Source organism: Janthinobacterium sp. SUN118 (assembly GCF_030397695.1).
Taxonomy (GTDB): Bacteria; Pseudomonadota; Gammaproteobacteria; order Burkholderiales; family Burkholderiaceae_D; genus Janthinobacterium.
The window spans coordinates 423,267-443,108 of record NZ_JAPUBV010000001.1; the positions used below are offsets into that span (position 1 = coordinate 423,267).

Annotated in this window: 17 protein-coding genes; 10 read left to right on the forward strand and 7 right to left on the reverse strand. The window is 65.9% G+C overall.

Annotated elements, in window-relative coordinates:
* Positions 1 to 78: 78 nt before the first annotated feature.
* Genes O0880_RS01990 through O0880_RS02000 form a run of 3 tightly spaced genes read right to left on the reverse strand, consistent with a single transcriptional unit; the run spans position 79 to position 3,298 of the window.
* Entirely contained in the window at positions 79 to 1,626 is a 1,548-nt protein-coding gene (locus O0880_RS01990) for a M56 family metallopeptidase (protein ID WP_289884769.1), read from the reverse strand.
* The gene (locus O0880_RS01995) at positions 1,626 to 2,042 is read right to left on the reverse strand and encodes a BlaI/MecI/CopY family transcriptional regulator (protein ID WP_289884770.1); all 417 of its coding nucleotides are present in this window, start codon (positions 2,040 to 2,042) and stop codon (positions 1,626 to 1,628) included. Before O0880_RS01995 ends, O0880_RS01990 begins: the two co-directional genes overlap by 1 nt.
* A complete protein-coding gene (locus tag O0880_RS02000) occupies positions 2,039 to 3,298 on the reverse strand; it encodes an alpha/beta hydrolase (RefSeq protein WP_289884771.1) in 1,260 nt (419 codons plus the stop codon). Before O0880_RS02000 ends, O0880_RS01995 begins: the two co-directional genes overlap by 4 nt.
* A gap of 255 nt (positions 3,299 to 3,553) precedes the next feature.
* On the opposite strand from O0880_RS02000, the gene O0880_RS02005 reads away from it, so the two are divergent.
* Positions 3,554 to 3,754, forward strand: a complete 201-nt coding sequence (locus O0880_RS02005) for a hypothetical protein (protein WP_071321962.1) — start codon at positions 3,554 to 3,556, stop codon at positions 3,752 to 3,754.
* Positions 3,755 to 3,924: 170 nt separating this feature from the next.
* Positions 3,925 to 4,350, forward strand: coding sequence for a GNAT family N-acetyltransferase (locus tag O0880_RS02010; protein WP_071321963.1), 426 nt, complete (start codon positions 3,925 to 3,927; stop codon positions 4,348 to 4,350).
* A gap of 44 nt (positions 4,351 to 4,394) precedes the next feature.
* Here the strand turns inward: O0880_RS02010 and O0880_RS02015 are convergent, their stop codons facing one another.
* Positions 4,395 to 5,786, reverse strand: coding sequence for a YfcC family protein (locus tag O0880_RS02015; RefSeq protein ID WP_289884773.1), 1,392 nt, complete (start codon positions 5,784 to 5,786; stop codon positions 4,395 to 4,397).
* Positions 5,787 to 5,800: 14 nt separating this feature from the next.
* Positions 5,801 to 6,937: a succinylglutamate desuccinylase/aspartoacylase family protein gene (locus O0880_RS02020; RefSeq protein WP_289884774.1), complete on the reverse strand. Its 1,137-nt coding sequence runs from the start codon at positions 6,935 to 6,937 to the stop codon at positions 5,801 to 5,803.
* A 235-nt stretch (positions 6,938 to 7,172) separates the two neighbouring features.
* Between O0880_RS02020 and O0880_RS02025 the strand changes: the two genes are divergently transcribed.
* The 3 genes from O0880_RS02025 (at position 7,173) to O0880_RS02035 (ending at position 12,425) form a co-directional block, all read left to right on the forward strand.
* A complete protein-coding gene (locus O0880_RS02025; protein WP_289884775.1) occupies positions 7,173 to 8,183 on the forward strand; it encodes a MurR/RpiR family transcriptional regulator in 1,011 nt (336 codons plus the stop codon).
* A 32-nt stretch (positions 8,184 to 8,215) separates the two neighbouring features.
* On the forward strand, positions 8,216 to 11,017 hold the full coding sequence (locus O0880_RS02030) for a TonB-dependent receptor (RefSeq protein WP_289884776.1): 2,802 nt from the start codon (positions 8,216 to 8,218) through the stop codon (positions 11,015 to 11,017).
* A 154-nt stretch (positions 11,018 to 11,171) separates the two neighbouring features.
* On the forward strand, positions 11,172 to 12,425 hold the full coding sequence (locus O0880_RS02035; protein WP_071321967.1) for a cyanophycinase: 1,254 nt from the start codon (positions 11,172 to 11,174) through the stop codon (positions 12,423 to 12,425).
* Here O0880_RS02035 and O0880_RS02040 read toward each other — a convergent pair.
* Together O0880_RS02040 and O0880_RS02045 are read right to left on the reverse strand one after the other, a co-directional pair.
* Positions 12,416 to 13,630, reverse strand: coding sequence for a DUF418 domain-containing protein (locus O0880_RS02040; protein ID WP_289884777.1), 1,215 nt, complete (start codon positions 13,628 to 13,630; stop codon positions 12,416 to 12,418). The genes O0880_RS02035 and O0880_RS02040 overlap by 10 nt on opposite strands.
* 8 nt (positions 13,631 to 13,638) lie before the next feature.
* A complete protein-coding gene (locus O0880_RS02045) occupies positions 13,639 to 14,241 on the reverse strand; it encodes a TetR/AcrR family transcriptional regulator (RefSeq protein WP_289884778.1) in 603 nt (200 codons plus the stop codon).
* 215 nt (positions 14,242 to 14,456) lie between these two features.
* Between O0880_RS02045 and O0880_RS02050 the strand changes: the two genes are divergently transcribed.
* The 5 genes from O0880_RS02050 (at position 14,457) to O0880_RS02070 (ending at position 19,840) form a co-directional block, all read left to right on the forward strand.
* The gene (locus O0880_RS02050; protein WP_289884779.1) at positions 14,457 to 15,893 is read left to right on the forward strand and encodes an IgA Peptidase M64; all 1,437 of its coding nucleotides are present in this window, start codon (positions 14,457 to 14,459) and stop codon (positions 15,891 to 15,893) included.
* 441 nt (positions 15,894 to 16,334) lie between these two features.
* Positions 16,335 to 16,520 (forward strand): hypothetical protein, encoded by a 186-nt coding sequence (locus O0880_RS02055; RefSeq protein ID WP_156894665.1) that lies wholly within the window; start codon positions 16,335 to 16,337, stop codon positions 16,518 to 16,520.
* A complete protein-coding gene (fabI, locus tag O0880_RS02060) occupies positions 16,517 to 17,302 on the forward strand; it encodes an enoyl-ACP reductase FabI (RefSeq protein WP_198043860.1) in 786 nt (261 codons plus the stop codon). Before O0880_RS02055 ends, fabI begins: the two co-directional genes overlap by 4 nt.
* A 10-nt stretch (positions 17,303 to 17,312) precedes the next feature.
* Positions 17,313 to 18,749, forward strand: coding sequence for an efflux transporter outer membrane subunit (locus O0880_RS02065; protein WP_289884780.1), 1,437 nt, complete (start codon positions 17,313 to 17,315; stop codon positions 18,747 to 18,749).
* 17 nt (positions 18,750 to 18,766) lie between these two features.
* Positions 18,767 to 19,840: an HlyD family efflux transporter periplasmic adaptor subunit gene (locus tag O0880_RS02070; RefSeq protein WP_289884781.1), complete on the forward strand. Its 1,074-nt coding sequence runs from the start codon at positions 18,767 to 18,769 to the stop codon at positions 19,838 to 19,840.
* The last annotated feature ends 2 nt before the right edge of the window (positions 19,841 to 19,842 follow it).

Genomic DNA, 19,842 nt, shown 5'->3' on the forward strand with positions numbered 1-19,842 from the left:
TTCCAGCCAGCCTATTCTTACCAGCTATTCTCATCATGAGCCACCGGCAGCGCGCCGAAGGCAGTGGACCGCTACGCCCTAGCGCATTTCGCCCAGGGCCCAGCGCACTTCGCCAGCCACGTCGGAATCCGGATCGTTCAGCTGCCGTTGCAGCATGGGGATGCTCGCGGCAACCTGCAGGTCGCCCAGCGCATGCGCCACGCGGCGGCGGACCACGGCATCCTGGTCGCCGAGCATGGCGATCATGGGCGACAGCCAGCGCGTCTCCTGCATGTCGCCCAGCGCACCGACCGCCTCGGCGCGCACCGACGCCTCCGGATCTGCCAGCAGTGCCGCCACCGCGGGCGCCGTTTCGGGAAAGCGCATCTCGCCCAGGCCCCACACGGCAAGCCGTCGCACCACGGGGCGCGGATCGCGCAAGGCCAGCAGCAGGGGCGGTATCGCGGCGCGCTGGCGGAACGATGGACCATCGGCCGCATGGCGCAGCGCGTAGTCGCCGGCGCGCATCGCGGCGGCCAGCTGGGTGAAATTGCGATTGTCCAGGGCTTGCAGCAAGGCGATCGGATCCTGGTTCCTGACGCCGGAGGCGGGCAGCAGGCTGTCCGGCCACAGCACATGTTCGCCGCGCAGCTGGAGGCTGGCGACCAGGCACACGAGCGCCAGGCTGGCCAGCGTTCCGCTCCACCATTGGCGTCCCGTGACGCGGCCGCGCGGGCGATGCGCTTCCAGCAGCGCCGCGATGCGGGCGCCCAGCATGGCGCCGCTGCTGGCGATGCGGTTGGCCGGGCGCCGTGCCGGCGTGGCGACGGTTCCCGAAGCGAAGGCCTGGCGCGAAACCGTGAGCAGGGTGTGGGCGTAGTGCGACGGCGTGGCGCCGGTTGCCAGCACGGCGTCGTCGGCCGCGCATTCCGTATCGTGTTCGAGCATGCGCAGCAGCGGATACATCAGCGGCTGCCACCAGTACAGGGCGAGCAGCACGCGCGCCAGCAGCAGCATGGGCCAGTCATGTGCGCGGAGATGCGCGAGTTCGTGGGCCAGCACCGCCTGCGGCGCGGCGCTGGCGGCGCTGTGCCGGTCCAGCACGATCACGGGATGCCGCCAGCCCCAGCTGTATGGCGAGGACGCCGTATCCGACAGCAGCAGGCGCGCGGGGCGGCGCAGCCGCAGCGACAGATGCAGGCTGTGCAAGGCCGCTTCCCAGGCCGGCGCTTCGAACCGCTGCGCGGCAGCGGCGGCCTGGCGCAAGCGCCGCAGGTTCAGCGCGAGGCGCAGCAGATGGCACAGCACGCCCAAGGCGTACACGGCCAGCAGCCAGCGTCCCAGCCGGGCGGCACGCTCGGGCATGGACACGGCATCCTCGATGGCGGGCAGTGCGGCGGTCGTCACGCTGGCCGGGATCGCGAGCGGCGGATCGAGCAGGGCCGACACGGCCAGCGGCATGCGCAGCGGCAGTTGCGGCAGCAACAGCCAGAACAGCGGCAGCAACAGCAGCGCCACCAGGCCGCAGCGCGCGGCAAATACGCGGCGCGCCGCCGAGGCGCGATACAGCAGCCGCAGCGCCAGCAGCAACAGCACGACCGTCACGCTATGCTTCAGCAGAAGCTGCGCGAGGTCGGTTCCCGCCATCAGCGGCCTTCCTTGCGTGCCTTCGCGATCATCGCCTCGAGGTCATCGAGCTCTTTCGAACTCAGTTCGCCCGACATGCCGAGCAAGGCCGTTGCGGCGCTGGCCTTGGAATTGTTGAAGAAGGTGCCGACCAGTTTTTTCAGCGCGGACTCGCGCACCTTGGCCTGCGGCGCCACGGCGCTGTACAGATAGCGCTGGCCGTCGACGCGATGCTGGAGTATGCCCTTGGTTTCCAGCCGCGCCAGCATGGCGCGCACCGCCGAATTGCTCAGGTCGGGTTTCAGTTCTTCCTGGAGCTGCGCGGCGGTAGCCTCCTGCAGCCGGTAGACGCACTCGACGACCTGTCGCTCGCGCGGCGCCAGGTCTTCCAGCCCGCGCATCTCGGTAGCCGCAGTGGCTGGCGCATTTTTTTTCATGGTTGTTTCAATGCCTGTTCTGCTTGCGAAAGATGCTGCCGGTAGCCGGCCATCGCCTGTGCGCGCGCGCCGTTGGTCTGCCCCAGTGCGAGCGCCCGTGCGAACTGGCGCCTTGCTGTCTCGGCAAGGCCGCCTGCCAGCAAGGCTTCGCCATGGCTGTCGGCGGCATTGTCGGACTGCGCGTATGTCTGGCTATTGTACGCCAGCACCAGCGTCGCCAAAGGCAGCCGCTTCACCTTGAGCAGCAGGTCGAAACCGAGCGCATTGATGTCGGCTTCGCTCAATGTGCTGTCGCCGAGCGCTGCCGCGACCCGGCGCGCGGCAGCGTCCTGCTGGTGCTGTTCCAGCAGGGCCGCGCTCTGTTCCAGCTCACCCATCAGTGTTTGCTTTGCCTTCGCCCTGGCCACGCGCGCCGCGTTTTGCGTGGCCAGGGTCAGTACCTGGCCGATGGCGGCGACGACCAGTTCGGGTTCCTGCATCTGGATGCCGTGGCCGCTGTTCGGCGTGAAGACATGCGCGCCGCTTGAAAACTGGCTGAGGAAGGCAGCGTGTCGCTCGCGCTTGATCTTGACGACGCCGGGCGTCTCCTGGAAGAAGTCCGAGCCGGCGCACGCCTGCACGGAGGTGAGCAGTACCGTCGGCACGTCGGGCAGCGCGGGCATGGCCGGCAGCGTGCCCGCATCGAGCAGCTTCTGGATCGTCTGCAGCTCGCCCTGCCATTTCGGCGGGATGCTCGACGCGAGCAGGCGCCGGTCTTGCTGCAGGCGTACCGGGTCGATGCCTTTGAGTACGGCCTCGAGGCCTTCATCCGCCGGGTCGACGAAGACCAGGCCGGCAACCCGCTGCGGATGGGTGGCCGCGAAGTAGCGGATCAGGAAGGCGCCGTACGAGTGGCCCACGAGGATCAGCGGCCCGTCCACCTTGCGCTGGCTCAGCACTTCAGCCAGTTCGGCCGCGCTCTGTTCCATGCCGAGCGGCTGCGCGCGCACCGGCGACTTGCCATAGCCTGCGCGCGAGTAGACCAGCACCGCCGCCTTCTTCGCGATGTCCGGCACTACCTTGCGCCACACCGACTGATCGCTGGCGAAGCCCGCCTCGAAGACGACGGTATAGGGGCCTTCGCCCGCCTGCGTCACCTGCAACTGGTGCTGGCCCACGTTGACCATGCCGTCAAAATCGGCGGCCGCCGCCGTTGCAGTGAAGGCTGCCGCGGACAGCAGGCCGGCCAGTTTCCACTTCCATGCGCACGAAAACATATTTTTCCTTGTCGAGTGTGTTTGCTACAAATGTAGCATGCCACATTTGTAGCACCCCCGCAAGGAATACAGGGTGCGCCATGGGCTACGCGACTGGGCTGGCTGCGTTGCAGGGTGCTGCAACGCTTCATCGCAGCTGTTGGTATTCTGTCCCGCGAATCGCGCGGTTTGTCGCAATCCGGTGGCGATGCAGCGGGTGTTGGCCTAAAGTTCCATCATCGCAGGACACAAACCACTGACCCAAAGGAGCACATCATGAACATCGCTAAAAACATGGAAGCCATCTTCGTTGCCATCGTCGCCATCGCCGCCGCTACCAGCCTGGCCACCGCCGCCGTGCCGAAGTTCCGCGCCGCGCCAGCACCGCTCGTGGCCAGCGCCGACGCCGCTGCCACCATGTACACCGTCCATGTCAGCGCCAAGCGTTTGAGCGCCGCAGAAAAAGCCGCACTGTAAGCGCGGCGATGCCATGCCGGCAGTACGGAAAAGGGCAGTAGCAGCAGTCAATCGTCATACCCCAACATGGGCAAGCGGAACGGGTGGCGCCCCCGGTTCTTTCCAGCCCTGGTGACAGCAGCCGCAAAAAGGCCGATGATCGTGTTTTCAACGACAGCAGGGCCAGCGCAATGTCACATCTGAAAATCAGCACCGACAAGGCGGAACTCGACGTTCCGGCCATCCACCATTTTCTCAGCACCCAATCGACATGGGCCATCGGCATCCCGCTGGCTACCGTGCAGCGCGCGATCGACCATTCGCTGTGTTTTGGCGGCACGCTCGACGGCCGCCAGGTGGCGTTTGCCCGCGTGGTCAGCGACTATGCCACGTTTGCCTATCTGGTCGACGTGTATGTACTCGACGACTGTCGTGGCCGCGGCTACAGCAAGCGCTTGATGGAAGCCGTCATGGCGCATCCCGACTTGCAGGGCTTGCGCCGTTTCATGCTGGCCACCGGCACCGCGCATACGCTGTACGCGCGCCATGGCTTCACGGCGCCGCTGCGCCCGGAAACGCTGATGGAGCGCTATGTGCCGGACATCTACCAGCGTTGACTGCCCGTATTGAAGGGCGAGCCAAGTCGCCGTGGCTGGGGTGTTTACTGCCAGTGCATCAGGCACGGCGGAATCAGCAGCAGCAGGGCCAGCACCAGATAGATCAGCTGCAGCGGTATCATCCACTTGGCCCACGTAATCCAGGGGATGCGCGCCAGCGCCAGCACGCCCACGGTGATGCCGGAGGTGGGTATCATCGGCGTGGTGAATTCGCCGAACTGGAACGCCAGGATGGCCGTCTGGCGCGTCACGCCGACCAGGTCGGCCAGCGGCGCCATGATCGGCATGGTCAGCGCGGCCTGGCCGCTGCCCGAATGGATGAAGAAATTGATCACCGACTGCATGAAGAACATTTTCTGCGCGGCGAAGACGGGGCTCGACGAAGCCACCAGCGGCGTGAGCGCATGCAGCATGGTGTCGATGATCTGTGCGTCGCGCGCCAGGATCATGGTGCCGCGCGCCAGCGCGATGACCAGCGCCACGCCCACCATGTCGCGCGCGCCCTGCACGAAAGACGCCACCAGGCTGTCCATGTCGAGCCGGCCGACCAGGCCGACGACGATGGCCATGCCGAGGAACAGGGCGGCGATTTCATCGATGAACCAGTCGTACTTGACGACGCCGACGACCATCGTCAGCAGGGTCGCCATGAAGATCCACAGCACGGCGCGGTGCGTGCGCGTCATGCCGGCAAAGGTGGAAAAGTCCAGCGTATGCTCGCCGCGCTTTTCAATGTCGAGCAGGTAGGTCGGGCTTTTTTCCGGATGGCGCTTGATGCGCGCCGCGTACCACATCAGGAAGACGATGCTGACAAACGTGGCGATGGCCCACACGATCAGGCGATAGCCGATGCCGGAAAAGATCGGCACGCCGGCGATGCCCTGCGCGATGCCGACATTGAACGGGTTCAGGAAGGCGGCCGAAAAGCCCACTTGCGAACCGATGAAGGGAATCGACACGCCAACGATGGAGTCGTAGCCCAGGGCCAGTGCCAGCGGCACGAAGATCAGGATGAAGGGAATGGCTTCCTCGTTCATGCCGAAGGTGGCGCCGCCGAGGGAAAACATGGTGAAGAAGACGGGAATGAGGGCGGCGCGCACGAAGCGCGAACTGGTGTGCGCCTTGGCGATGGACTTGATCAGCGAATCGAAGGCTTCCGTTTTTTGCAGCACCGAGAAAGCGCCGCCGACGATCAGCACGAATCCGATGATCAGGCCGGCGTCGACGAAGCCCTTGATGGGCGCCATCATCAGGGCGGCAAAGCCCTGCGGCTTGTTGTCGACATAGTGGAAGGTGCCGGGAACGATCAACTGCTTGCCGTTGACCAGCTGGGTGTCGAATTTCCCGCCCGGTACCAGCCAGGTCGCCAGCGCGATCATGGCCAGGATGCCGCATAGCAGGACAAAGGTATTGGGTAGCTTGAAGTATTTTCTCATGCGGGTTTTCTTTATTATTGGCTGAGCAGGCTGCCGCCGCGGAAGGCGACGGCGCCGGCGACCTTGCCGACATTCATGCCGCGCAAGACGTGGCGGTGGGCGCTGCGCGCGAAGAAGACACCGGCGACCGTGCAGCGCAAGGTCGTCGTTTCACCGCTGACGGGGTCGATCAGGTCGGCCAGCGCATCGCCGGCGGCCAGCACGTCGCCCATCTCGCGCAGATACACCAGCACGCCGTGATGCGGCGCGAGGATCGGTTCCACGCCGGCCAGCGGCGTCGGCTGGCATTGCGGCGCGGGCAGGTCGTCGCCGGCGCCGGCGATGTCCAGCACGCCCTCGATGGCGAGGAAGCGCAGCAGGGCTTGCGCATCGCGCTCGGCCAGGGCATAGCCCACTTCAACTTCGCCGCGCAACTCGACGGTGGTCGACAGGCAGGCGGCGGGAATCGGATAGCGGTCGCCGAAGTGCGCGTCGAGGTCCCACCACAGGCGGCTGCACGCTTCGTCGAACGGCTCTTCGCCGGCCGCCAGTTCCAGCAGCACGGCGCGCGCGCCCAATAGCGCCGACAGGGGCGCGAGTTGCGCCGCCAGCGGCGTGCCCGTATACAGGTGCAGCGCGGCCTCGTTGTCGCAGTGCAGGTCGAGCACGATGTCGGCATCGATGGCCATGCCCAGCAGCGTTTTTTTCAGCACGCCCGCATCCGTGCCAGGCTGCCAGGCGGCGACGGCGGCGCGCGCATGCTGGCGTATCAGCGCCACGTTGGCATCGGCATCGGGCCCCAGCAGGCCATCGAGCGTGGTTTTCAGCTCATCGGCCACGTGGCGGTAGGCGCGGTTGAAGTTGATGCCGGTGGTCAGGTCGAAGCGGCCGAACGGCGCGCCATGGATGGCTTGCGCCAGGCCGATCGGGTTAGCTGCCGGCACCAGGATCACTTCGCCATGGATCTTGCCGGCCGCTTCCAGCGCCAGCAGTTCGCGGCGCAAGAATTGCGCCACCAGCATGCCCGGCACCTCGTCCGCGTGCAGCGCCGCCTGGATATACACCTTCTTGCCGCTGCGGCTGCCGGCGGCCGGACTGCCGAAGTGAAAGCTGCTCAACTGGCAGGCAACGCTGGCGTGCGGCGTGGAGATCGGATGCTGGTGTACTTGCATGATGATTTCGCCCCAAAACGGGGCGCGGTTGATGGATTCCGGTCGATTATGTAGCATTATTTTCACGAAGTAAATCAATGAAAATCCTTTTACAAAAATTTGTTGAGTTTTCTTTTTGATATGCGTAAAGTGGTTTCAAACGGCGCATCCTGCGCCGCTTTGCCACGCTTTCTTCGTCCATGCGCAGCATGCAGGCTGCCATTGCAGCGCGTAAAAACAACAGGCCGCCAGTGATATGAAACCATCCGCCAGTCCTGCCCGCAACAGCGCGCCACGCGCGGCACCGGCCGCCGCCATGTCGCCGTCCGATGCCGCGTTTGCGCAGTCGCCGCTGGGACAGGCCCTGATGCATGTGCTGGCCAGCGGCTCGGCCTCGCAGCGGCAGATCGCCGACTACCTGCTGCGCAACCAGATGCGCGTCACGGCGCTGGGCATCGAGGAGCTGGCCGACAGCTGCCAGGTGTCGACGGCCACCATCAGCCGCTTCGCGCGCGATATCGGCCAGAAGAATTATTCGGCCATGCGCGGCGCCATGGCAGAAACCCTGCAGGCATTGCTGCAACCGGTCGACAAGCTGCGCCATACGATAGAACGGCGCGCGCGCGCCACCTCGCCCGTCACGCAAAGCCTCGAGTATGCGGCCGCGAATATCGCCGCCACCTCGGGCAGCCTGTCGCTGTCGGACATGCACGCCGTGGTGCGCCGCCTGACGCGTGCCAAGGTAGTGTACGTGATGGGCTTTGGCCTGTCGGCCAACCTGGCCGGCATGCTGGTGCAGCATTTGCAGCCGTTCTGCGCGCATGTGGTGGAAGTGGTGGGCATCGGCGGCTCGGAAGTGGCGGCCGGCCACCTGGTCAACCTGACGGCGAGCGACGTGCTGGTGGTCATTTCCTTTCCCCGCTATACGCTCGACTGTATCGGCCTGGCCAGCTTCGCGCGCGACCGCGGCGCGCGCATCGTGGCGCTGACCGACTCGCCCGCGTCGCCCTTGGCCGAACTGGCCGACCATGTGCTGTACGCGCAAAGCACGCATCCCGTGCTGCCCAGCAGCGCCAGCACGGCACTGGCCATGATCGAGGCGCTGGTCGTGGCGCTGATGGTGTCGAACAAGGACAACGTTGAAAAAGCAGCGCGCCTGAGCGAGGTGATCGCCGCCTACCTGTATGGCGGCGAGCATGGCGCGCAAGGCCCCCGGAAAACAGCAGTCAAGCAGCGCAAGGCAGTACCCAAAAAGCAGTCACTATAAAAATCAGGGTTAAACCATCTGGGAGAGTTGAAATGCACATGGAAAAACAACCGGGCAGGCAGGTGCTGCCACGCGAGTCGGTACTGGCGCACGCCGTGCGCCTGGCATTGCGCGCCTTGAGCGTGTCGGCGGCGCTGGGCATGCTGGGCGGCGGCGCGCTGGCGCAGGAACAGGCGGCACCGGGCGAGGCCGCCATGCCCGTGCCGAAGCTGCAGCGCGTGGAGATTACCGGCTCGGCCATCAAGCGGCTGGAATCCGAAACGGCCCTGCCGGTGCAGATCATCACGCGCGCGGAGATCGAAAAAGCGGGCGTGACGACGGCGGCTGAACTGATGGCGCGCGTTTCGGCCAACGTGGGCGGCTTGACGGATGGCGCCAGCATCAATGTGGGCGGCGACCAGCGCGGCTTCAACAGCGCCAACCTGCGCGGCGTGGGCACCTCGTCGACGCTGGTGCTGCTCAACGGCCGGCGCATGGCCAATTTCGCCTCGCCCGGCGACGATGCCGGCGTGGACCTGAACAACATTCCCGCCGCCGCGCTGCAGCGCGTGGAGGTGCTGCTCGACGGCGCCTCGGCCCTGTATGGCACGGACGCCATCGGCGGCGTGATCAACTTCATCACGCGCAAGGATTACCAGGGCGTGGAGCTGAACGCCTACGCCAGCGGCACCGACGAAGGCGGCGCCGGCAAGCGCACGGCCAGCATCACGGCCGGCACGGGCGACCTGGCCACCGATGGCTACAATATCTTTGCCGTCGTCGATCTGCAGCAGACGGACCGCCTGCGCTCCTCGCAGCGCAAGTTCATCCCGAACCTGCAGATTCCGCAGCGCCTCGGGCATTTGCTGTCGAGCTTTACCAGCCCGGCGAATATCCGCCTGTCGAGCGCCCAGCGCACGCATCTGCAGGACAACGGCTTCCTGCTCAATGGCCAGCCCATCACCAACCGCCAGATCAATTTCGCCATCCCGGACTGCGCGCCGCCGGCCAATCTGTACCTGCCGAAAGGCACGGGCGGCGTGGATGGCTGCACCTATGACTACATGGGCGATACGGAGCTGTATCCGAAGACGGACAAGCAGAACCTGCTCACGCGCGGCGTGCTGAAACTGAATAACGATCACCAGCTGTACGCGGAGGTCGCATTGAGCCGTTCGCGCAGCTATTACGTGGGCTCGTCGGCACGCGTGATCGGCTACCTCGATTACAGCAAGGTGCCGCAGCTGGCCAATGCCGGCTTCGATACGGCCGTCGATGAAGACGGCGAGCCGGTGGGGCGCGAGCTGGAACTGCGCATGCGCCTGAACGAGGCCGGCATGCGCACCAGCCAGCTGACCAGCGAAAGCCAGCGCTACGTGGTGGGCGCGACCGGCACCGTGGGCGGCTGGGACTATGACGTGGGTTTCAACCACAGCGTCAACATCGTCAAGGACCGGGATACGCATGGCTACGTCCTGTATGACCAGCTGCTCGCGGGGATCGCCGATGGCCGCATCAACCCCTTCGGGGCATCGGGCGCGGAAGGCAAGGCGCTGCTCGACAGCATCCAGGTCAACGACGAGGTGCGCCATGCGCGCGGCAGCATGGACGCGCTCGATTTCAAGGCTTCGCGTGCGCTGATGGCCATGGGCGGCGGCGACATGGCGCTGGCCGTGGGCGGCGAAGTGCGGCGCGAACGCACGCAGTTCCGTCCATCGGCGCTGCTGATGAGCAACAACATCAACAACGATGATGCGCCCGAGGGCGGCAAGGTCACGAGCGACAGCCGCAATGTACAGGCCGTTTACGGCGAGCTGCTGCTGCCGTTCAGCAAGCAGTGGCAGGCGCAGTTGTCGGGCCGCTACGATCACTATGAGCAGGTGGGCGGCGCTTTGAGTCCGAAGATCGGCCTGACCTACATGCCCAGCAAGCAGGTGCTGATGCGCGCCTCGGCCGGCAAGGGCTTCCGCGCGCCGTCGATGTCGGACTTGCACCGCCCCACCGTGTACAGCAGCACGGCGACCCTGCCTGATCCCGTGTACTGCGCCGCCGAGAACAACGACTATTCCGTCTGCGCCGACAACTGGGATACGCGCCGCTACAGCAACGACAAGCTGAAACCGGAGCGCAGCCGCCAGTTCTCGGCCGGCCTGGTGCTCGAGCCCAGCGAGCACTGGACCTTCAGCTTTGATTACTGGAACATCAAGCGCACGGACCTGATCAGCGAAATCGGCGACGATATCATCCTGGCCAATCTGTCCAAGTACGGCGACCTGGTACACCGCGATGAAGACGGCTTGATCGACTACATCGAACTGCGCAAGGAAAACCGCGGCGCGCAAAAAGCCGCAGGCATCGACATCACTGCCGACCTGCATGGCGTGAAAACGGCATGGGGGCGCTTCGGCGGCCACCTGAGCGGCACCTATGTGCTCGATTCGAAAATCCAGACCAGCCCTGGCGACGTGTTCATCAGCAACCTGAATAAATTCGTCACGGACGGCGTGGTGCAGCGCTGGCGCCATACGATCACGCTGGACTGGGATAACGGCCCGTACTCCGCCAGCCTGTCGAACACGTATTCGAGCGGCTACGATGACCAGAATTCGGCCATCAACATCGACGATGGCAGCGTGGTCAAGTCGAACCGGGTGAAGGCGTACACGCTGTGGGACATGTCGGGCGCCTATGCGGTCAGCAAGCAGTTCAAGCTGCGCGCGGGCATACAGAATATGTTCAATACCAGTCCGCCATACTCGAACCAGGCGTATTTTTTCCTTTCCGGCTATGACCCCAGCTATTCGGACCCGCGCGGGCGGCGCTTCTATGCCAGCGCCAATTACACCTTCAAATAAGGCTGGAAAGCAGGAGATGCCGCAATACCGCTGTCACACGCAGCGGGTAGTATCGTAGTTCGATGGAGTTCGGTAGCAAGCAGCAGAATCGGCAGCAATGGCGCGTGTTTGTATCGGCAAGTGCGCGCCACTTTTCTCGCATTCGAAAGGCACCATGAAATCATCCGCAAGCCTGTATCAAAAACTGTCTGCCGCGCTGCTGTTCGCGCTGGCGTTTTGCAGCATCCATGCCATGGCGGCGCCGGCCGGCAGTGCCATCGGCAGCGCGCCGCAAGGCACCCTCGTCATCATCGGCGGCGGCCTGCGGGCCGATAATGCCGAAGTCTGGCAGCGCATAGTCAAGCTGTCGGGCGGCCCTGGCGCGCGCATCGCCGTGCTGGCCTCGGCCGCGATGAACCCGGAAAAATCGGGCGAAAGCATCATCAAGAAACTCAATCAATACGGCGCCGATGCTTTTTTCGTGCCGCTGGCCGTCAAGCTGCCCAATAGCGATTACCGCAAGGCGGCCGAAGACCCGTCCATCGTCACGCAGATCAAGTCGGCCAGCGGCATCTATTTCGCTGGCGGCGACCAGGGCCGCATCACGCAAGCGTTGCTGCGCCAGGACGGCAGCCGCACGGCCGCGCTGGAAGCCATCTGGTCGGTATACCGCAACGGCGGCGTGATCGCCGGTTCCAGCGCCGGTGCCGCCATCATGAGCACCACCATGTTCTACGATGCCAAGCCGGTGCTCGACATGCTCAAGATGGGCGTCACGGACGGCCGCGAAATCGCGCCTGGCCTGGGCTTCATCGGCAGCGACGTGTTCGTCGACCAGCATTTGCTGGTGCGCGGCCGTTTCGCGCGCATGATTCCCGTGATGCTGAAAAAAGGCTATCACCTGGGCCTGGGCATCGACGAAAACAGCGCCATGGTGGTCGACGCCATGCGCGATGTGGAAGTCATCGGCTACAGCGGCGCCCTGCTGATCGACCTGTCGGGCGCCATCAGCGACCGCGGCGTGAAAAATTTCAACATCAGCAATGCCGCCATCAGCTACCTGGACCGGGGCGACAAATTCAACCTCGTCACGCGCGTGTTTACGCCGTCGCCTGACAAGGCCGACAACAAGCTCGATCCGAACCAGCCCGACATGCGCGAACCCGTGTTTACCAACGATATCCTCGGCAATAACGCCGTGCTCGACCTGATGGGCAACCTCATCGACAACGCCCAGCAGGAGGCCATCGGCATCGCCTTCGGCAACCCGCGCGACCCGTATCCGGACCTGGGCTTCGAATTCAGGTTCAGCAAGACCGTCAACAGCGTCGGCTACAGCTCGACCGAGGCGGAAGCGTATTCGGTGCTGAAGCTGCGCCTCGACATCCGCCCCATCCAGCTGCGCCAGCCACTGTACCGCTACAAATAAGCGGCACCGGTGCGCCGCCAGCGCGGCCATGCCGCGATCGTCAGTGCCCGCAGCAGCCACTCGACGGGACCATACGCATGGCCGCGCAGCCACCAGCGGCTCAGTGGCAGCTGCGCGCAGAAGATGGCGGCGGCCAGCGCCAGTGCCCCCAGCGGCGAGACGCTGCCCATCAGGCGCGCGCCATAGGCGAGGAACAGCCAGGCGCAGATGGCCGATTGCAGCAGGTAATTCGACAATGCCATGCGGCCCGTATCGGCCAGCAGGGAAAACAGCGTGCCATCGCGCAGCCGGTCGAACAGGGCCAGCGCCAGGGCCACGTAGGCCCCGGTCAGCAGCGGCGCGCTCGCCACGCCCACGGCCAGTCCCGCCAGCTGCCACGCCTGGTCGCCCGCATACACGGACGTCCACGCATAGCAGGCCGCTCCGGGCAGGCCCGCCAGCGCGCCGGCCCACAGCAGGCGGCGGCGCAGCGGCAGGTAGGCGGCCGCATGCAGCAGCATCTCGCGCTTGCCGGCAGCCAGGCCGCACAGGAACATGGCCAGCGCGCACGGTGCCTGCAGCAACAGCAGGACGACCCAGATCTCGCCCAGTTCGCGCACGTGCTGGGCGATGACGGTGACCGGCGTGTCGCGGTAGGCGGCCAGCGCGGCCGCCGCCTTGCGCGCCATCGCCACGGCATGCTCCACGGCGTCGCCCGGTGGCTGCAGGCCTTGCAGCCAGGCCATCGCGGCCCACAAGCCGGCGCAGCCGATGACGAGGAAGGCGGCCATGATCAGGGCTGGCCGCTCGCCGCAACGGTGCAGGGCCAGCAGCACCATGCCCAGCACGGCATAGGTGGTCAGTATGTCGCCATGAAACAGGAAGACGGCATGCAGGGCGCCGAGCAGCCACAGGCCAGCCTGGCGGCGCAGCATGCGCGGCGCGAACGGGGCGCCGGCGCGCGCGGCCGCCTGCATCTGCAGGGTGAAGCTGTAGCCGAACAGGAAGGAAAACAACAGGTAGAACTTGGTCTCGAACAGCAGCGCGACGAGGAAGTGCGTGGCGCGGTCGACCGCGCCGGCAAAGGCGGGGTCGGTCAGGCCCAGGCCGAACCAGGGCGTGGCGAAGGCGCCGATATTGACGACCAAGATGCCGAACAGGGCGCAGCCGCGCAGGGCGTCGACATCGGCGATGCGCGCGGGGGGCGTGGTCGGTGCGCCTGGCATGGCGGCGCTCATGCCAGGGAAGGGCGCAGGAAGCGCGCCAGCAGCAGGTGCAGGCCGGCGCGCTGCGCCAGCGGTGCGTAATGGGGATCGACGGCGACGCGGTTGAAGATGCCGTCGATCAGCGCGGCGATCCAGCCGGCCGTCTGCGCCGGGTCGAGCGCGGCGTCGACCCGGCCTTGCGCGGCCGCGCTTTCCAGCAGCGCCTGCACGCCGGCGCGCAGCACGGCATCGTTGCGCGCCACCCTGGCGGCGATATCGGCGTCGCGCATCGCTTCGGCCGAAATGTCCAGCGCCAGTCCCGCAAATGCCGCGTCGGCGGCCAGCGCCAGCACCAGGTCCATGAAGCCGAGCAGGGCGCCATAGGCATCGGCGTCGCCTTGCGCGCCGGCGAAATACGCGGCCGTTTCGCTGCCTTCCTGGTCGACGATGGCGGCGATGATGGCTTGCTTGGTGGGGAAATAATGAAACAGGTTGCCGGGACTCATGCCGGCCTGCGCGCAGATGGCGGCCGTGCTGGTCTGGTGAAAGCCCTTGCGGGCGAAGCACTGGCGCGCGGCCGCGAGGATGGCGTCGCGGCGGGCCGCGTGTTTGTCGGGATCGATGGTGCGCATGGTGGCTGGCTATCCTTTTAATTAATCGACTAGTCGGTCTAATATAATGGAGGCCGGTCGCAAGGTCAAGCGGATACGCATCAATGGAGGCTTTGCAGGCCCTGATCCTGTCGCTACAATGTGCCGCAGCGGATTTTCCCGAGCCTCCCGGCATGGCCGCCGTATATTTGGAAAATCGATCCCTTCACCTGTTTTTCTACCGTTTTAGGAATGACATGCAGCAGACCCCGATTCGATCCTTCCTGTGCGCGCTGGCGCTGGCCGCCGGCATGGTCCCTGCCGCGCACGCCGACTTTGCCACGCTGCCGGCCACCATGCGCCTCGACTACCAGCACAGCGGCAATGCGCTGGGCGAACATTATGCGGTCGAGCGCGTGCTGATCGAGCCCTTGCCATGGGCGGGCAACCTGGCGCGCCCCATCGACGACAGCAACCGTGGCAACAACCTGCTCGAAGTGGTCGATATCAAGTCCGGCAAGGTGCTGTATTCGCGCGGCTTTTCCACCATCTTTGGCGAGTGGGCCAGCACCGACGAGGCGAAGACCACCACGCGCGCCTTCCAGGAATCGGTGCGCTTCCCGCAGCCCGAGCAGCCCGTGCGCGTGCGCATCCTCAAGCGCGACGAGCGCGGCCTGTTTTCCATCGTGTGGAGCACCGATGTCGACCCGGCGGCGCAGGACGTGATCCGCAAGCAGCCGCCGGCGCCGGCCAAGCCGATCCCGATCCGCATCAGCGGCCCATCGTCGGGCAAGGTCGACCTGCTGATCATGGGCGATGGCTACACGGCCGCCGAGATGGGCAAGTTCGAGGCGACGGCGCGCAAGCTGGCCGACCACCTGTTCACGGTGTCGCCGTTCCGCGAGCGGGCCAATGACTTCAACGTGTGGGCCATGGCCGCGCCGACGCAGGAGTCGGGCGTGTCGCGCCCATCGACGGGCGTGCACCACGCCTCGCCGCTGGGCACGCGCTACGATATCTTCGGCAGCGAGCGCTATGTGCTGACCACCGACAACCGCGCCTTGCGCGACCTGGCGCAATACGCGCCGTATGAATTCATCGAAATCCTCGTCAACAACGACACGTATGGCGGCGGCGGCATCTTCGGCCAGTTCAGCACGGCGGCGGCCAATAGCGACTGGGCCAACTATCTGTTCGTGCATGAATTCGGCCACCATTTCGCCGGCCTGGCCGACGAGTACTACACCTCGCCCGTGGCGTATCAGTCGAACGGCGAGCGCCAGGAACCGTGGGAGCCGAACGCCACGGCGCTGCGCGATCCGGCCAGGCTGAAATGGAAAAACCACGTGAAGGCCGGCACGCCGCTGCCGACGCCGTGGCCGAAGGAAGCGTACGACAGCCATGCGCGCGAGTACCAGAAGCAGCGCGCGGCCCTGCGCGCGGCGAATCGCCCGGAAAGCGAAATGAGCGCCTTGTTCAAGGCCGACCTGGCGTACACGCAGCAGCTGTTCTCGAAGGCGCCGCAGCGCCATGCCGTGGGCGCGTTCGAAGGGGCGAATTACGAATCGTCCGGTTATTACCGCCCGGAGATGCAGTGCATTATGTTCGACCGCAGCGAGACATTCTGTTCCGTATGCCAGGATGGCATCAGCACCATCATCGACCTGTATTCGCGTCCGGCCGCTACACGGTAGCCTGGCAATAAATTAATAATATCAATGCAGTAATCAATGGGATGCCATGTTGCGTCGCAATAGCATGGCTCCCCATTTGGCTTTTCCTGCAGCATTCCCTCTCTGCAATACCTTTCCTCCACGTATTTCTCCACTAATACCAATTTGAGTTCCGGCAGTAACTTTCATTCTCGCCACTCCAGCATAGTTATCAAATAAATACCGCGATTCGATTGCTTACAATTTGTTTCATTTAAATACTATTGATGTAGAATTTGATGTACATCAATGTTGCATCGCCGCAATCGCACTTATAGTTGACCTTTCTCAAAGCCTTATGCATGCGCCCCGGCTCCATCGCAAATCGCGCGTCTAAATGCTGTAGAGTAATTTTCGCCAGGTACCAGTCCACTTCGCATGGCCTGGTGCCGGCCTCGAATTTCAGTGACGGAAGCCAGATACATGAAGATGCAGATCCCCGCGCCTGACGCGTGCAGCACCCTCCATCCCCACACTCCCATCGTGCTGCCGCATGCGCGTGCCGGCGGCGTTACCCTCGCTGCCTGCGCCGCATCGTTCTGCGCGGGCGCCGTGCAGTGCGTGAACGCCGCCACGCCGTGGCCGGCATTGCGTCCGTCCAAGCCATGACGGCCCCCTCGTTGCCGTCCCCGCCATTGCAGGGCAAGCGGGGGCTGGTGGTGGGCATCGCCAATACGCACAGCATCGCCTGGGGCTGCGCCAGCGCCCTGCGCGCGGCCGGCGCCGAACTGGCCGTGACCTGGCTCAATGAGAAGGCGCGCCCGCATGTGGAACCGCTGGCCGTGCAGCTGCAGGCGGCCATCATGGCGCCGCTCGACGTGTCCGTGCCGGGCCAGCTGGAAGCCGTGTTTGCGCAGATCGAACGGCAGTGGGGGCGGATCGATTTCGTCGTCCATTCCATCGCCTACGCGCCGAAGCAGGATTTGCACGGCAGGGTCACGGACAGTTCGGCCGCCGGCTTCGCGCAGGCGATGGACATCTCCTGCCACTCCTTCATGCGCATGGCCAGGCTGGCCGAACCGCTGATGCCTGCGGGCGGCAGCCTGATGACCATGAGCTACCTGGGCGCCGAGGAAGTCATCGCCGACTACGGCCTGATGGGCCCCGTGAAGGCGGCGCTGGAATCGTCCGTGCGCTACCTGGCGGCGGAACTGGGTCCGGCCGGCATCCGCGTCAACGCCATTTCGCCGGGTCCCCTGGAGACGCGGGCCGCTTCCGGCATCGCCCATTTCGACCGCCTGATGGCCGACGCCATCGAACGCTCGCCGCTGCGGCGCCTGGCCACCATCGAGGACGTGGGCGCGCTGTGCGCCTTTCTCGCCGGCGACGGCGCGCGCGCCATCACGGGCGGCACCTTGTATGTCGACGGCGGCTACAACATTCTGAATTGACTGGAAGAAGATGACCATGCCTGTTTCCGTTCTCCCCGCGCGCGCCAGGCTGGCCGCTGCACTGGCCACCACGCTGGTCCTGGCCGGCTGCGCCTCGCTGGCGCCGCCGTACGCGCCGCCGCCGCTGCCCGTGGCGGCGCAGTATCCGGAAAACGATGGCGCCGGCGCGCATGCGCCCGACATCGCCTGGCAAGCCTATTTTGCCGACCCGCGCCTGCAGGCGATGATTGCGCAGGCGCTGGCGAATAACCGCGACATCCGCATCGCCGCGCTGCGCGTGGACGAGGCGCGCGCCGCCTATGGCATCCAGCGCGCCGAACAGTTTCCCACCGTGGCGCTGGGCGCTTCCGGCAGCCGCTCTCGCGTGCCGGACGACCTGAGCCTGACGGGCCGCGCCATGACGAGCGCGCAGTATCAGGCGGGCTTGAACGTGAGCGCCTGGGAGCTCGATTTCTGGGGCCGCGTGCGCAGCCTGAAGGACAGCGCGCTGCAAACCCTGCTGGCCAGCGACGCGGCGCGCCGCGCCGTCGGCGTGGCCCTGGTGGCGCAGGTGGCGAACGGCTACCTGGCACTGCGCGAGTTCGATGAACGGGTGGCGCTGGCGCGCGCCACCGTCGACAGCCGCGCCGAATCGCTGCGCATTTTCACGCGCCGCTTCGAGGTGGGTTCGATTTCCAAGCTGGACCTGACGCAGGTGGAAACCCTGCTCAGCCAGGCCCTCTCGCTGTCGGCCCAGCTGGAGCAGGCGCGCGCCGTGCAGGCGCACGCGCTGGCGCAACTGGTGGGCGGACCCGTCGACCTGACGCCGGACACGCGCCGCTTCGACGACGCCAGCGTGCTGCAGCCGCTGCATGCGGGCCTGCCATCGGCCTTGCTGGCGCAGCGCCCCGACCTGGTGGCGGCCGAACACCAGCTACGCGCCGCGCAGGCGAATATCGGCGCCGCGCGCGCCGCCTTCTTCCCGACGATTTCGCTGACGGCGGCCTACGGCACGGCCAGCGCGGAATTGAGCGGCCTGTTCGACTCGGGCAGCGGCGCCTGGAATGTCGCGCCGCGCCTGGTGCTGCCGATCTTCGACGCGGGGCGCCTGCGCGCCAATATGGACCTGGCGGAAGTGCGCCGCGACGTGGCCGTGGCCAATTATGAAAAGAGCGTGCAGGGCGCCTTCCGCGAAGTGGCGGACGCCCTGTCGAACCGGCGCTGGCTGGCGCTGCAGGTCGATATCGGCAAGACCACGCTGGCCGCGCAGAGCGAACGCGCGCGCCTGGCCAAGCTGCGCTATGACAATGGCGCCGCGCCCTACCTGGAAGTACTCGATGCGCAGCGCGACTTGCTGACGGTCGAGCAGCAACTGGTGCAGACGCGCCGCGCGCTGCTGGCCAGCCAGGTCAGCCTGTATGCCGCCCTGGGCGGCGGCGCGCCCGCCGCCGCCACGTTCACCAATTAAAAGCGATTGCCGATACCATGACTCCACAACTGAAGAAGAAACTCGTTCCCGCAGCGCTCGTCGTGGCCGTCCTCGTGCTGGGCTATGTGGCCTGGCAAAAAATGCGTCCAACGGGCCCCGGCGAAGGTTTCGTCAGCGGCAATGGCCGCATCGAAGCGACCGAGATCGACGTCGCCACCAAGCTGGCGGGCCGGGTCAGGGAGATCCTCGTGCGCGAGGGAGACTTCGTCAAGGCGGGCCAGCCGCTGGCCAGCATGCAGGTCGATTCGCTGTCGGCCCAGCGCGACGAGGCGCGCGCGCGCCAGCAGCAGGCATCCGACGCCGTGGTCGGCGCGCAGGCGCAGGTGGCCGTGCGCGAAAGCGACAAGGCGGCCGCGCTGGCCATGGTGGCGCAGCGCGAAAGCGAACTCGATGCGGCCAGGCGCCGCCTGGCCCGTTCCGAAACCTTGTCGAAGGAGGGCGCTTCCTCGGTGCAGGAACTCGACGACGACCGCGCCCGCGTGCGCAGCGTGGCGGCGGCCCTGAACGCGGCCAGGGCGCAAGTGACGGCGGCGCAGGCGGCCATCGACGCGGCCAAGGCGCAGGTGGTCGGTTCCCGCTCCGCCGTCGTGGCCGCCGAGGCGACCACCGCGCGCATCGATTCCGACCTGGCCGACGGCCAGCTGACGGCGCCGCGCGACGGCCGCGTGCAATACCTGGTGGCGCAGCAGGGCGAGGTGCTGGCCGGCGGCGGCAAGGTGCTCAACCTGGTCGACCTGTCGGACGTCTACATGACGTTCTTCCTGCCCGAGACGGCCGCCGGCAAGGTGGCCCTGGGCGGCGAAGTGCGCATCATCCTCGATGCGGCGCCCAATTACGTGATTCCGGCGACGATTTCGTTTGTCGCCGCCAGCGCGCAGTTCACGCCGAAGACGGTGGAAACGGCCAGCGAGCGGCAGAAGCTGATGTTCCGCGTGAAGGCGCAGATCAGCCGCGAGCTGCTGCAAAAGCACCTGGCCCTGGTCAAGGTGGGCTTGCCCGGCGTGGCCTGGGTGCGCCTCGACGCGCAGCAGGCCTGGCCCGCTGAACTGACGGCCAAGGTCCCGCAGTGACC

Bases quoted from the DNA above. Each gene is read 5' to 3' on its own strand.
- O0880_RS02015 (WP_289884773.1), bottom strand. From the start codon at position 5,786: ATGAGAAAATACTTCAAGCTACCCAATACCTTTGTCCTGCTATGCGGC.
- O0880_RS02040 (WP_289884777.1), bottom strand. From the start codon at position 13,630: ATGCCAGGCGCACCGACCACGCCCCCCGCGCGCATCGCCGATGTCGAC.
- O0880_RS02050 (WP_289884779.1), top strand. From the start codon at position 14,457: ATGCAGCAGACCCCGATTCGATCCTTCCTGTGCGCGCTGGCGCTGGCC.
- O0880_RS02020 (WP_289884774.1), bottom strand. From the start codon at position 6,937: ATGCAAGTACACCAGCATCCGATCTCCACGCCGCACGCCAGCGTTGCC.
- O0880_RS02070 (WP_289884781.1), top strand. From the start codon at position 18,767: ATGACTCCACAACTGAAGAAGAAACTCGTTCCCGCAGCGCTCGTCGTG.
- O0880_RS02065 (WP_289884780.1), top strand. From the start codon at position 17,313: ATGACCATGCCTGTTTCCGTTCTCCCCGCGCGCGCCAGGCTGGCCGCT.
- O0880_RS02025 (WP_289884775.1), top strand. From the start codon at position 7,173: ATGAAACCATCCGCCAGTCCTGCCCGCAACAGCGCGCCACGCGCGGCA.
- fabI (WP_198043860.1), top strand. From the start codon at position 16,517: ATGACGGCCCCCTCGTTGCCGTCCCCGCCATTGCAGGGCAAGCGGGGG.
- O0880_RS02005 (WP_071321962.1), top strand. From the start codon at position 3,554: ATGAACATCGCTAAAAACATGGAAGCCATCTTCGTTGCCATCGTCGCC.
- O0880_RS02030 (WP_289884776.1), top strand. From the start codon at position 8,216: ATGCACATGGAAAAACAACCGGGCAGGCAGGTGCTGCCACGCGAGTCG.
- O0880_RS01995 (WP_289884770.1), bottom strand. From the start codon at position 2,042: ATGAAAAAAAATGCGCCAGCCACTGCGGCTACCGAGATGCGCGGGCTG.
- O0880_RS02055 (WP_156894665.1), top strand. From the start codon at position 16,335: ATGAAGATGCAGATCCCCGCGCCTGACGCGTGCAGCACCCTCCATCCC.
- O0880_RS02010 (WP_071321963.1), top strand. From the start codon at position 3,925: ATGTCACATCTGAAAATCAGCACCGACAAGGCGGAACTCGACGTTCCG.
- O0880_RS02035 (WP_071321967.1), top strand. From the start codon at position 11,172: ATGAAATCATCCGCAAGCCTGTATCAAAAACTGTCTGCCGCGCTGCTG.
- O0880_RS01990 (WP_289884769.1), bottom strand. From the start codon at position 1,626: ATGGCGGGAACCGACCTCGCGCAGCTTCTGCTGAAGCATAGCGTGACG.
- O0880_RS02000 (WP_289884771.1), bottom strand. From the start codon at position 3,298: ATGTTTTCGTGCGCATGGAAGTGGAAACTGGCCGGCCTGCTGTCCGCG.
- O0880_RS02045 (WP_289884778.1), bottom strand. From the start codon at position 14,241: ATGCGCACCATCGATCCCGACAAACACGCGGCCCGCCGCGACGCCATC.